At 64.7% G+C, this 11,874-nt stretch carries 11 protein-coding genes; 7 read left to right on the top strand and 4 right to left on the bottom strand.

From position 1 onward, the window contains the following. Positions 1-160 precede the first annotated feature (160 nt). Both EDE08_RS03435 and EDE08_RS03430 read right to left on the bottom strand, forming a co-directional pair. Positions 161-1,405: an ABC transporter substrate-binding protein gene (locus EDE08_RS03435; protein WP_131867155.1), complete on the bottom strand. Its 1,245-nt coding sequence runs from the start codon at positions 1,403-1,405 to the stop codon at positions 161-163. An 89-nt stretch (positions 1,406-1,494) separates the two neighbouring features. Continuing rightward, positions 1,495-2,310: a putative hydro-lyase gene (locus tag EDE08_RS03430; protein ID WP_131867153.1), complete on the bottom strand. Its 816-nt coding sequence runs from the start codon at positions 2,308-2,310 to the stop codon at positions 1,495-1,497. A gap of 120 nt (positions 2,311-2,430) precedes the next feature. Between EDE08_RS03430 and EDE08_RS03425 the strand changes: the two genes are divergently transcribed. The 4 genes from EDE08_RS03425 (at position 2,431) to EDE08_RS03410 (ending at position 6,750) form a co-directional block, all read left to right on the top strand. Further along, on the top strand, positions 2,431-3,348 hold the full coding sequence (locus tag EDE08_RS03425; RefSeq protein ID WP_061878154.1) for a LysR family transcriptional regulator: 918 nt from the start codon (positions 2,431-2,433) through the stop codon (positions 3,346-3,348). 142 nt (positions 3,349-3,490) lie between these two features. Beyond that, entirely contained in the window at positions 3,491-4,741 is a 1,251-nt protein-coding gene (locus EDE08_RS03420; protein ID WP_131867151.1) for a Zn-dependent hydrolase, read from the top strand. A gap of 12 nt (positions 4,742-4,753) precedes the next feature. Further along, the gene (locus EDE08_RS03415; RefSeq protein WP_131867149.1) at positions 4,754-5,665 is read left to right on the top strand and encodes an NAD(P)-dependent oxidoreductase; all 912 of its coding nucleotides are present in this window, start codon (positions 4,754-4,756) and stop codon (positions 5,663-5,665) included. A gap of 11 nt (positions 5,666-5,676) precedes the next feature. Continuing rightward, complete coding sequence (locus tag EDE08_RS03410; protein ID WP_131867148.1) at positions 5,677-6,750, top strand: malate/lactate/ureidoglycolate dehydrogenase; 1,074 nt, start codon at positions 5,677-5,679, stop codon at positions 6,748-6,750. 204 nt (positions 6,751-6,954) lie between these two features. Here the strand turns inward: EDE08_RS03410 and EDE08_RS03405 are convergent, their stop codons facing one another. Continuing rightward, entirely contained in the window at positions 6,955-8,028 is a 1,074-nt protein-coding gene (locus tag EDE08_RS03405) for a tartrate dehydrogenase (protein ID WP_131867147.1), read from the bottom strand. 154 nt (positions 8,029-8,182) lie between these two features. On the opposite strand from EDE08_RS03405, the gene EDE08_RS03400 reads away from it, so the two are divergent. From EDE08_RS03400 to EDE08_RS03390, 3 genes are all read left to right on the top strand, one after another. Further along, positions 8,183-8,959, top strand: a complete 777-nt coding sequence (locus tag EDE08_RS03400) for an SDR family oxidoreductase (protein WP_131867146.1) — start codon at positions 8,183-8,185, stop codon at positions 8,957-8,959. A 110-nt stretch (positions 8,960-9,069) separates the two neighbouring features. After that, on the top strand, positions 9,070-10,485 hold the full coding sequence (locus EDE08_RS03395; RefSeq protein ID WP_131867145.1) for an amidase: 1,416 nt from the start codon (positions 9,070-9,072) through the stop codon (positions 10,483-10,485). 10 nt (positions 10,486-10,495) lie between these two features. Continuing rightward, positions 10,496-11,146, top strand: a complete 651-nt coding sequence (locus EDE08_RS03390; protein ID WP_131867144.1) for an aspartate/glutamate racemase family protein — start codon at positions 10,496-10,498, stop codon at positions 11,144-11,146. On the opposite strand, the gene EDE08_RS03385 is transcribed toward EDE08_RS03390, so the two are convergent. Next, a complete protein-coding gene (locus EDE08_RS03385) occupies positions 11,143-11,790 on the bottom strand; it encodes a TetR/AcrR family transcriptional regulator (protein ID WP_061878162.1) in 648 nt (215 codons plus the stop codon). The genes EDE08_RS03390 and EDE08_RS03385 overlap by 4 nt on opposite strands. Positions 11,791-11,874: the final 84 nt, after the last annotated feature.

Genomic DNA, 11,874 nt, shown 5'->3' with positions numbered 1-11,874 from the left:
GGCTGTCAAAAGTCTGTCCCCCGAAATAGATCCTCATCCCGAGGGGCGCGCATCAGCGCGCGTCTCGAAGGATGGCCCAGCCCTCGTCCTTCGAGACGCGGGCTGCGCCCGCTCCTCAGGATGAGGGCGGGAGCTACATCTGAGCTCCCGCTTCCTACTCTTACTTCATCGGCCAGATCGCCTCGGCGATCGCGGCCTGCGGCGGGAAGATGGTGACGAACTTGCCGCCGACATATTGCAACAGCACCGGGTCGGCGTCGTTGTTCTGGCCCATCTCGTCGAACTTGACGCGCTTCCAGGGCATGATGGTCTGATCGCCCGGGATGTCGGTGGCAGCCAGCGCGTCGCGGATCTTCTCGCCGTCGGTCGACTTGGCCCGGTTGATGGCGTCGGCGAGGATGATCAGGCCCATGAACTGGCGCGAGGTGAGATCGTTGAAATCCTTGCCGGACTTCGCCTTGAACATGTCGTTGATCTTGCCGACCATCGGGCGCTTCTTCGCGAGGTCGAGCGAGAAGGTGCCGCGCGAGATCACGCCTTCGAGCTTGTCGCCGACGGCATCATAGAGTGCCTTCTCGGAGAAGCCGGCGTCCTGCGCCACGATCGCATTCGGCTTGTAGCCGAGCTCGGCCATGGTCTTGACCAGGAGAATGCCGTCGGTGGTGTAGCTCGACGGCATCAGCACGTCGGCATTGGCGGTCTTGAGCTGCTGCACCTCGGCCGAGAGCGAGGGCGAGTTGGCGCGGTACTTGATGTCGGTGACGATCTTGTAGCCGCGCTCGCCGGCGATCTTGGTCTGGGCATTGCCGGAGTCGGTGCCGAAGATGGTGTCCTCGTGGAACAGCGACAGCGTCTCGATCTTGGTGCCCTTCTTCTTCATGGCATCGAAGAAATCGAACATCGCGGCCGAGTACATCTCGTCATGCGGCGCAGCACGGAAGTAATATTTCAGGCCGCGGCGATGCAGGCTGGGCGAGGAATTGTCGGCGGACACGAACGGGACCTGATAGCGTTCGCAGATCTGGCTGACGGTGACGGCGACGGCGCTCTGGTAGGTGCCGATGATGGCGCAGACCTTCTCCTGCGTGATCAGACGCTCGGCCTCGGCGCGCCCCTTCTGCGGATCGGCCTGGTGATCGGCGAACACGAGACGGATCTTCGCGCCGCCGAGACCCGGCAGGCCCTCGCCTTTCGCCAGCGGCAGGTCGAAATCGGTTTTCTTGTTGATGACTTCGAGCGCAGTCTCATAGGCCTTCTGCGCGTCGACGCCCTGCTGCGCGCTGCCGCCGGAAAACGGATAGATCACGCCGATCACGACTTCCGAGGTCTGTGCGCGCGCTGCCAGCGGCACGAGAGCGGCAGTGGCGGTGGCTCCCAACAACACGTCGCGGCGAGTGATCGTCATGGCAAAGTCCCCTGTTACTGAATTTCGGCTGATCGAATGAAGCGATTGAGAGATGCGGTAAAGCCTGAAGAAGCAGCAGGCGCTGCCTACTAAATCACGGCCATGGTTCTGTTCTTCAGATCCGTCACCAGCATGAGGCCGGGCGAATGCGTGATGGCGAACGGGAGTTTTGCGGCATTGATCACCGATTGCGGCGTCACCCCGCAGGCCCAGAACACCGGAATCTCGTCGGCGGCGACCGGCACCGGATCGCCGTAGTCGGGCTTGGCAATGTCCTTGATGCCGATCAGATGCGGATGGCCGAGATGCACGGGTGCTCCGTGCACGGCGGGATAACGCGAGGTGATCTGCACCGCGCGGATCGCATCGGCCGGCTTGAACGGGCGCATCGAGACGACCATCGGACCGGCGAACGGCCCGGCCTCGCCGCAGGCGATGTTGGTGCGGTACATCGGCACGCGCACATTCTGCTCGATGTGGCGGATCGGCATGCCCTCCTCGAGCAGCGCTTCTTCGAACGAGAAGGAGCAACCGAGCACGAAGGTCACGAGATCGTCGCGCCAATACTTCGTCACATCGGTCGGCTCGTCCACGACCTCGCCGTCGCGCCAGACGCGGTAGCGCGGCACGTCGGTGCGGATATCGAGATCGGCGCCGAGGGACGGGATGTGCGGGCTGCCGACATCGGACATGCCGATGATCGGGCATGGCTTCGGATTGAGCTGGCAGAAGCGGTGAAAGGCGCCGGCATATTCGGCAGGCAGGATCGCAAGATTGCCCTGGACAAAACCCGGAGCGACGCCGGCGGTGGAGGCGACCAGCCCCGCGCGGTAGGCCAGCCGGGCCTTGCGGCTCGGAAGGGAGTCGGTTGTTTCAGTTTGCTGCGCTGCCACCAAAACAGTCATGTGATCGACCTGCCTAGAAACTCGACAAAGACAAGCCAACACCAAGCGTGCTATAAAGTCTAATCGTCGTTTCTAATCAATCTCGATAAATTCAATTTATCGATCGGGAACATCCTTCCAATGCTGGACTTCAGGTCGATCGAGACGTTCCTCTGGGTTGTGAAGCTCGGCAGCTTCCGTGGCGCCGCCCAACGACTTAACACCACCCAGCCGGCGATCTCGCAGCGCATTGCACAGCTCGAGCGCGAGATGGGCGTGAAGCTCCTGAATCGCGATCATCGCATCGCCTCGCCGACACCGAGCGGCCGGCAGATGATGGTCTACGCCGAGAAGCTGATCGGTCTGCGTGCCGCGATGATGGCGGAGATCGGCGACCGGTCGGCGATGCGCGGCGTGATGCGCCTCGGTGTCGCCGAGACCATCGTGCACACCTGGCTGCCTCGTCTCGTGAAAAGCGTGAACCAGGTCTATCCGAACCTGTCGCTGGAGATCGAGGTCGACATCACGCCGAACCTCACCGCGCGCCTGCTCGCGCAGGAAATCGAGCTCGCCTTCGTCGTCGGGCCGCTGTCGGCTTCCGGCGTGCACAATCGTGTGCTCGCCGATTATCCGATCGGATTCCTCGCAAGCCCCTCGCTCGGGCTCGGCAAGGGGCCGGTGACGCCGGCGGAGCTCGCGCGGTTTCCGATCATCACCTTCCCGCGCAAGACCAAGCCCTACGAGGTCGTGCGCGAGGTGTTCGACCGGCCGGAGCTGCCGCCGATCCGCCTGCATGCCTCCGCCTCGCTGGCGACCGTCATCCACATGGCGGTCGAGGGACTCGGCATCGCCGTGATCCCCGACGCCATCGTCGAGAACGAGCTCGCCGACGGACGGCTGCAACTGCTCGACACCGATCTCGCCATCGCGCCGCTGACCTTCACGGCGAGCTGGCTCGCCTCGCCCGACGTCGTCGCCGTGGAGCGCGTCGCCGAGCTGGCAAGGCAGATTGCGCAGAGCAGCCTCGCGGTTGACGCGCCCGCGCAGGCGCGTCATTGAAAAAGCGCCGGACAACCTTCAACGTCATTCCGGGATGGTGCGCAGCACCAGACCCGGAATCTCGAGATTCTCAGGTGCGCAAGAGCGCACCATAGTTCGGCTCTTCGAGCCGCCCCGGAATGACAACTGAGAGACTGACCGCATGAGCCGAGCCGCCACCAATCTGCAAATCGATTCCGCCCGCCTCTGGGGCTCCATCCACGAGACCGCACAGTTCGGCGCGACCGCCAAGGGCGGCGTGCGGCGGCTGACACTGAGCGCGGAAGACAAGCAGGTGCGCGACTGGTTCCGCAAGGCCTGCGAGGATGCCGGACTGGACGTCCACGTCGACGCGCTCGGATCACAGTTCGGCCTGCGCAAGGGCCGCGACATGTCGAAGCTGCCCGTCGGCATCGGCTCGCATCTCGATACCCAGCCGACCGGCGGCAAATATGACGGCATCCTGGGGACGCTCGGCGCGCTGGAGGTGATCCGGACGCTGAACGACGCCGGCATCGAGACCGAGGCTCCGATCTGCGTCGTCAACTGGACCAACGAGGAAGGATCGCGCTTCGCACCTGCGATGATGGCCTCCGCCGCCTATGTCGGCGACTTCACCACCGACGACATTCTGTCGCGCAAAGACGCCGAAGGCATCACCGTCGGTCAGGCGCTCGACGGCATCGGCTATCGCGGCGACAAGCCGGTCGGCTTCCAGAAGCTCGGATGCTTCGTCGAACTGCACATCGAGCAGGGTCCCATTCTGGAAGCGGAAGCCAAGACCATCGGCGTGGTCGATTCCGGCCAGGGCGTGCTCTGGTATGACGGCAAGATTTCTGGGTTCGAGAGCCATGCGGGCTCCACGCCGATGCCGCTGCGGCGCGATGCGCTGGCGACCTTGTCCGAAATCGTGCTGGCGATGGAGTCGATTGCGAAGAAGCACGGACCGAACGCCGTCGGCACCATCGGCGAGGCCGTGATCGCCAATCCCTCGCGTAACGTCATTCCCGGCGAGATCGCCTTCACCATGGACTGCCGCAGTGCCGATGGCGCCATCATGGATGCGCTCGATCGCGATCTGCGTGCGGCGATCGCCGAGATCGCCGCGCGCCGCAAGGTCGAGGTCAAGATCGATCTCGTCTGGCGCAAGCCGCCGACGCATTTCGATCCGAAGCTGATCGCGGCGGTCGAGAACGCCGCGAAGACGCTGGGCTACTCCTCTCGCCGCATCACCTCCGGCGCCGGCCATGATGCCTGCAACCTCAACACCGTCATGCCGGCGGCGATGGTGTTCGTCCCCTGCAAGGATGGCATCAGTCACAACGAGCTGGAGGACGCCACGCAGACCGACTGCGCTGCGGGCACCAACGTGCTCATGCACACCGTGCTGGCGATTGCCGGCGTCGCGTCCTGATCGGAGAGAGCCATGCGCGGAGTTTTCGTCGACGCCAATGAAGCCCTCGCCGTGATCATGGAGCGGCTGGAGAAACCCGGGGATCCCAAGGTGCTGATCCACAGGGACCCCGACATCAAGCCCGAGCAATACCCGGAAATCCTCGACGGCGCCGAGATCGCGATCGTGGACCACACCGCGCTTCCCACCGAAGTGGCGAGGAAATGCACGGGGCTGAAGCACGTCGTGTTCCTCGGCACCGGCGCGCGCAGCTACATGAACCCGGAGGAACTCGCCGAGCTCGGCATCTCCGTGCATCTGATCAAGGGATATGGCGACACGGCAGTGGCCGAATGCGCGATCGCACTGATGTGGGCCTCCGCCCGCGTCATCGCGATGATGGACCGCGAGATGCGGGCCGGCAACTGGCTGCGCGAGGACGGCATGCAGCTCACCAGCAAGACGCTCGGCCTGATCGGGTTCGGCGGCATCGCCGCGGAAATTGCGCGCATTGCCACGGGAGGCGGCATGAAGGTGATCGCCTGGAATCGCTCGCCGAAGAGCTATCCCGGTGTCGAATTCACCGATCTCGATACGGTGCTGGCGAAGAGCGACGTCGTGTCGCTGCATCTGCTGCTCAACGACGAAACCCGCGGCATGATCACGCGCGACAAGATCTTCGCGATGAAACGTGGTGTCATCCTCGTCAATACTGCCCGCGCTGCGATCGTCGACGAAGCCGCCATGATCGACGCGCTGAAGTCCGGCCACATCCGCCATGCCGGCCTCGACGTCTTCAACACGGAGCCGCTCCCCGGCGATCATCCGCTGACGAAACTGCCGAACGTGACGCTGTCGGCGCATTCGGCCTTCCGCACGCCGGAGGCGAGCGAGAACCTGATTGAAGCGGCCTGGGTCCACTGCCGCCGGATCGTGAAGGGATAAGAGCACAACAAATGGCTGACTATCGCACCATCCAGGCGGAAGCGCTCACCAGCGCCGTCCGCGCCATCGTCAAAGCCGGCGGCTCCTCGGACCGCGAGGCCGAGCTCGTGTCCACCAATCTCGTCGAGGCCAATCTCAAGGGACATGACTCCCACGGCGTCGGCATGATCCCACGCTATGTCCAGAGCGTCACGAATGGCGGCCTCGCCGTGAACCAGCACGTCAAGATCGTGCTCGACACCGGCCCGCTTCTCACCCTCGACGGCGTCACGGGCTATGGCCAAGTGATCGGCCATGAAGCGATGGAACTGGCGGCCGAGCGCGCAAAGCGCAACGGCGTGTGCCTCGTCGGCCTTTCCAACGCGCACCACATCGGCCGCATCGGTCACTGGGCCGAGCAGTGCATCGACCATGGGCTGGTCTCGATCCATTTCGTCAACGTGATCTCGCGGCCGATCGTGGCGCCCTGGGGCGGCAGCGATGCTCGCCACGGCACCAACCCGTTCTGCGTCGGCATCCCGCGCAGGGGCAAGGAGCCGATCGTGCTCGACTTCGCCACCAGCAGGATCGCGCAGGGCAAGACCCGCGTGGCCCACAACAAGGGCGTCGAACTCGAGCCCGGTACCATCATCGACAATGAAGGCAAACCCACCGTCAATCCGCGCTACACCGTGATCCCGCCGTACGGCGCCATCCTGCCGTTCGGCGAGCATAAGGGCTCGGGGCTCGCGCTGGTGTGCGAAATCCTCGGCGGCGCGCTCTCAGGCGGGCAGGTGGTCAAGGGCCCGTCCGACGGCAAGCACAACGTCCTCAACGGCATGCTCTCGATCGTCATCGACCCGGGCAAGCTCGGCACCGGCGAGAACCTCGCGCGCGAAGTCGAGAGCTTCGTGGCCTGGCACACGGCCTCGCCGCCCGGCCCCGGCGTTGACAAGGTCAAGATCGCGGGCGAGCCAGAGCGCGAGACCAAGAAGAAGCGCCTCGCCGAAGGCATTCCGGTCGACCCGACCACCTGGCAGGAGATTCTCGAGGCCGGGAAGAAGTTCGGGCTGGACCAGGCGGCGATCGAGAAGATCGTGGGCTGAACGGCTCGACGCGCAATGCGCTCCTTCCTTCTCCCCTTGTGGGAGAAGGTGGCGCGAAGCGCCGGATGAGGGGTTCTCACCGCGAGCAATCGTGCAGTGATGGAGGTCTGTCTTCGCGGAAGCAGACCCCTCACCCGTCTCGCCGCTCCGCGGCGAGCCACCCTCTCCCACAAGGTCCCACAAGGGGAGAGGGAAAGTCGCCCGTCAATCCACCATATCCGCGACCGCCTTGCCGCAGGCGGTCGTGTCGGCATTGCCGCCGAGATCCTTCGTCCGCAACGTGCGTTCGGCCAGCGTGCGCTCGATTGCGTCGACGATCGATTTTCCTGCTTCCTTCTCTCCGAGATGCTCGAACATCATGGCGCCCGACCAGATCATGCCGATCGGGTTGGCGATGCCCTGGCCTGCGATATCGGGCGCCGAGCCGTGTACCGGCTCGAACACCGAGGGGAAATCGCCCTCGGGGTTGATGTTGCCGGACGGAGCGATGCCGATGGTGCCGGTGCAGGCCGGCCCGAGATCGGAGAGGATGTCGCCGAACAGGTTCGAGCCGACCACGACGTCGAACCAGTCCGGATGCAGCACGAAGTTCGCCGTAAGAATGTCGATGTGGTACTTGTCCCACTTCACGCCCGGAAACTTCTTGGCCATCGCCTCCACGCGCTCGTCCCAATAGGGCATGGTGATCGAGATGCCGTTCGACTTGGTCGCCGAGGTCAGGTGCTTCTTCGGCCGCGACTGCGCGAGCTCGAAGGCGAATTTCAGGATGCGATCGACGCCGGTGCGGGTCATCACCGTCTGCTGTGTCACGAACTCGCGGTCGGTGTCCGGGAACATGCGGCCGCCGACCGAGGAATATTCGCCTTCGGTGTTCTCGCGCACCACCCAGAAATCGATGTCGCCGGGCTTGCGGCCCGCCAGCGGCGACGGCACGCCGGGCATCAGGCGCACCGGGCGAAGGTTCACGTACTGGTCGAACTCGCGGCGGAACTTGATCAGCGAGCCCCACAGCGAGACGTGATCCGGGATCTTGGCCGGCCAGCCGACCGCGCCGAAATAGATCGCATCGTGCTTGCCGATCTTCTCCTTCCAGTCATCGGGCATCATCTGGCCGTGCTTCTCGTAATAGTCCCAGGACGAGAAATCGAAATGGTCGAAATGCACGGAGACGCCGTGCTTCTTCGCCGCCGCCTCCAGAACGCGCAGGCCCTCCGGCATGACTTCCTTGCCGATGCCGTCGCCGGGAATGACCGCGATCCGGTATTGTTTCTTGCTCATCGAGAACGTCCTTGGTTGGTCCGGCAGCCGCCGCGTTTTGACCGCACTGCAATGGACCAAAGTCGCTGATGGTGCAACGCTGCACTGCAATGTTGACCATGGCGCGGCCGAGCGCCTACTGGTTTGATCCTGTTCCTATCCCGCGAGTACTCCCATGGATCTGCATCTGCGTGGCAAGCGCGTCCTGATCACCGGCGCGTCCAAGGGCATTGGCGCAGCCGCCGCCGAGGCGTTTGCCGAGGAAGGCGCGCATCTCCTGCTCGCCGCCCGCAATGGCGAGGCGCTGAAGGCGCTGGCCGACCGGCTGCGCTCCGCACACCAGATCGACGCCGCAACGAGCATCGTCGATCTGCGCAAGGAGGAGGACGTGGCGCGGCTGGCGAAAGAAGCCGCCGACATCGACGTGCTCGTCAACAATGCCGGCGATATCCCCGGCGGCTCGATCGACAAGATCGACGAGGCGATCTGGCGGCACGCCTGGGAATTGAAAGTGTTCGGCTACATCAACCTGACGCGGCACATCTATGCGCAGATGAAGGCCAGGGGCGGCGGCGTCATCGTCAATGACATCGGCGCGGCCGGCGAAAAATTCGACGCCAACTACATTTGCGGCAGCGCCGGCAACGCCGCGCTGATGGCGTTCACGCGCGCGCTCGGCGGCAAGAGCCTCGCCGACAACATCCGCGTCGTCGGCATCAATCCCGGTCCCGTCGGCACCGATCGCCACGTCACCCTGCTCAAGACGCGGGCCAAGCACCAGTTCGGCGACGAGAGCCGCTACAAGGAGTTCCAGAAGACCCTGCCGCTCGGCCGCCCTGCGCATGCGCGCGAGATCGGCGACCTCATGGCGTTCGTGGCGTCGGATCGCTCCGGCTATACGTCGGGCGTGATATATACGGTGGACGGCGGTATCAGCGCGGGGTGGGGTTAATTGCTCACGTCGTTCCGGGACGATGCAAAGCATCGAACCCGGAACCTCGAGATTCCGGGTTCGCCCTTCGGGCGCCCCGGAATGACAATCAAGAGGTAGGAGTAAACTAATTGTCTCAAGACCTGATCCGCGAAACCGCATGCGCCGTCGTCGACAAGCTGCGCTCCGGCGACGTCTCGCCACTCGAGCTCCTGGATGAGCTGGAGAAGCGCATCGGTGAGGTCGACGGCAAGGTGAACGCGCTGCCGATACTGTGCTTCGATCGCGCACGGGATAGCGCCAAGGCGCTGATGCAGAAGCCGGCCGGGGCGCGCGGGCTGCTCGCAGGGCTGCCGGTGCCGATCAAGGATCTCACCGACGTCGCGGGCGTGTTGAACACGCAGGGCTCGCCGATTTTCAGGGACAACATCCCCGCGCAGTCCGACCTCATGGTCGAGAACCTCGAGGCGAACGGCGCGGTGGTCTACGCCAAATCCAACACGCCGGAATTCGGCGCCGGCGCCAACACCTTCAACGAGCTGTTCGGTGCGACCCTCAATCCCTGGGATACGACGAAATCGGCAGCGGGTTCCTCCGGCGGCGCGGCCGTGGCGCTTGCGACCGGCATGGCCTGGCTCGCCCAGGGCTCCGACATGGGCGGATCCTTGCGCAGCCCGGCGGCGTTCTGCGGCGTCGTCGGCATGCGGCCGAGCATCGGCCGTGTCGCGCATACCCCGAAGTCAGGTATCGATCGCAATCTCGGCGTGGTCGGCCCGATGGCGCGCAACGTCGAGGATCTCGCGCTGCTGCTGGACGCCATGAGCGGCGACTATGCGGACGATCCGCTGTCGCTGCCGGCGCCGACGACCTCGTTTCTTTCGGCGGCACAGGGCAAGAAGCCGAAGCGCATCGCCTATTCACCCGACCTTGGCATCACGCCGGTCGATCCAGAAGTGAAGGCGATCACACGCAAGGCCGCGGAGCGCTTCGCGGAAGCCGGCGCGATCGTGGAGGAGGCGCATCCGGACTGGCGCGAGGCGCATGAATGCTTCCACGTGCTGCGCGCGTTCGATTTCGCGATCACCAAGGCCAACCTGCTGCGCACCAAGCGCGACATGCTCAAGCCCGAGGTGATCTGGAACATCGAGGAAGGCCTCAAGCTCACGGTCGATCAGCTCGCGCGCGCCGAGGCGCAGCGCGTCGGCATGACTGCGCGGGCGGTCGAGTTCTTCAAGTCCTACGATCTCCTGCTGGTGCCGACGACGATCGTGCCGCCCTTCCCGATCGAACACCGCTATGTCGCCGAATGCGCCGGCAAGAGATTCGACAATTACGTCGAGTGGCTCGGCATCGTCTACGCCATCACGCTCGCCTGCTGTCCTGCGCTGTCGCTGCCGTGCGGCTTCACGGCGTCGGGCCTGCCGGTCGGCGTGCAGGTCGTCGGCGCACCGCGGGCCGACGCACAGGTGATCGCCGGCGCGAAGGTGCTGGAGGATATTCTGGACCTGCGCGGCACGACCCCGATCGATCCGAAAGTGAAGAACTGACATATACCTGATGACGACGCCGCCTCGCATCGCCCTCATCCACGCCCTCAAGCACTCCATCGCCCCGATCGAGGCGGCGTTCGCGACGGTGTGGCCTGAGGCGCGACTGATGAACCTGCTCGACGACAGCCTGTCTGCGGATCTGGCGCGCGACGGCGCGCTCACCGAGGCCATGACCGAGCGCTTCCTCGCGCTGGGCGATTACGCAGCGGCGACGGCGGCGGATGGAATTTTGTTCACTTGTTCCGCGTTCGGCCCCTGCATCGAGGCGGTCGCGCGCGCATATGCTTCGATGCCGGTGCTGAAGCCGAACGAGGCCATGATCGAACGTGCCGTAACCATGGGTGAGCGCATCGGCCTGCTCTCGAGCTTTCCTCCGACGCTGGCCTCGATGCCGCCCGAGTTCCCTGCCTCCGTCCAGATCGTGCCGAAACTGGCCGAGGGCGCGCTGGCCGCGCTCGATCGCGGCGACCGTGCCACGCACGACCGGCTGATCGCGGAAGCATCTCGCGATTTGCGCGATTGCGACGTCATCGCGCTCGCGCAATTCAGCATCGCCGCGACTGCGCCGCTGGTTGCAGAGGCCACCGGCCGCCCGGTCGTGACGACGCCGGACAGTGCCGTCGACAAGCTGATGAGGCTGCTGAAGGCCAAGGCTTAGGCGCCGGCCTTTGTCCGGCGCCGCGCATCCTTGATCGCGACCGCGAGCGCAGCCTTCGTCTCATTGACGAAATCCTCGACCAATTCCTCGCGCGTGGCATGCGCCGCCTCGCCGGTGAACAGGCCCTGCTCGGCCAGCATCACCACCCCATGCAGCGCGGCCCAGATCTTGAGCGCCTGCCGCTCGCGCAAGTAGCCGACCGCCGGGGCCTCCAGCGCCTCGATCACGAGCGCAAAGGTCTCCCGCGTCGCCTCGTGCAGCTCGCTGCCCTTGGCCGCGCAGGACACGGTGCGCGAGGCGAACATCAAGCGGTAGATACCGTTACGGCGCAGACCGAAATCGAGCGTCGCTTGCGCGAGTCGCGAGAGCTTTGACTGCTTCGACGGCTCCGCCATCGCCTCGCGCAGAACCGCCGTAAGTTGCCGGAACGCCTCCGCCGTGACCGCCGCGAGCAGCGCCTCGCGGTCGGCGAAATGCCGGTATGGCGCCGGCTGCGAAACACCGAGCTGCCTGGCAAGCGCCTTGATGCTGATCGCCTCGGCGCCGCCCCGTTCCGCTTCGCGCAATGCGGCCTTGATCAAGGCGTCGCGGAGATCGCCATGGTGATAGGTCTTCTCGGATTTGCGAGCGAATTGTGAACGCATGTTGAGTCGAAGCCTATGAGTTTGCGCTTGACAGGGGAAGCCCGCCGCGAATGTAATAGGATATAACTTAGAACAATCCCAGAT

Origin of the sequence: Bradyrhizobium sp. R2.2-H (assembly GCF_004346455.1) — a bacterium.
In the GTDB taxonomy this organism is placed as follows: Bacteria; Pseudomonadota; Alphaproteobacteria; order Rhizobiales; family Xanthobacteraceae; genus Bradyrhizobium; species Bradyrhizobium diversitatis.
This window is presented reverse-complemented; position numbering and strand designations above follow the sequence as displayed.

What these genes read in the sequence shown, in the direction of transcription:
- EDE08_RS03405 (WP_131867147.1), bottom strand. Translation starts at nt 8,028, where the DNA reads ATGAGCAAGAAACAATACCGGATCGCGGTCATTCCCGGCGACGGCATC.
- EDE08_RS03410 (WP_131867148.1), top strand. Translation starts at nt 5,677, where the DNA reads ATGGCTGACTATCGCACCATCCAGGCGGAAGCGCTCACCAGCGCCGTC.
- EDE08_RS03425 (WP_061878154.1), top strand. Translation starts at nt 2,431, where the DNA reads ATGCTGGACTTCAGGTCGATCGAGACGTTCCTCTGGGTTGTGAAGCTC.
- EDE08_RS03430 (WP_131867153.1), bottom strand. Translation starts at nt 2,310, where the DNA reads ATGACTGTTTTGGTGGCAGCGCAGCAAACTGAAACAACCGACTCCCTT.
- EDE08_RS03435 (WP_131867155.1), bottom strand. Translation starts at nt 1,405, where the DNA reads ATGACGATCACTCGCCGCGACGTGTTGTTGGGAGCCACCGCCACTGCC.
- EDE08_RS03390 (WP_131867144.1), top strand. Translation starts at nt 10,496, where the DNA reads ATGACGACGCCGCCTCGCATCGCCCTCATCCACGCCCTCAAGCACTCC.
- EDE08_RS03400 (WP_131867146.1), top strand. Translation starts at nt 8,183, where the DNA reads ATGGATCTGCATCTGCGTGGCAAGCGCGTCCTGATCACCGGCGCGTCC.
- EDE08_RS03415 (WP_131867149.1), top strand. Translation starts at nt 4,754, where the DNA reads ATGCGCGGAGTTTTCGTCGACGCCAATGAAGCCCTCGCCGTGATCATG.
- EDE08_RS03385 (WP_061878162.1), bottom strand. Translation starts at nt 11,790, where the DNA reads ATGCGTTCACAATTCGCTCGCAAATCCGAGAAGACCTATCACCATGGC.
- EDE08_RS03420 (WP_131867151.1), top strand. Translation starts at nt 3,491, where the DNA reads ATGAGCCGAGCCGCCACCAATCTGCAAATCGATTCCGCCCGCCTCTGG.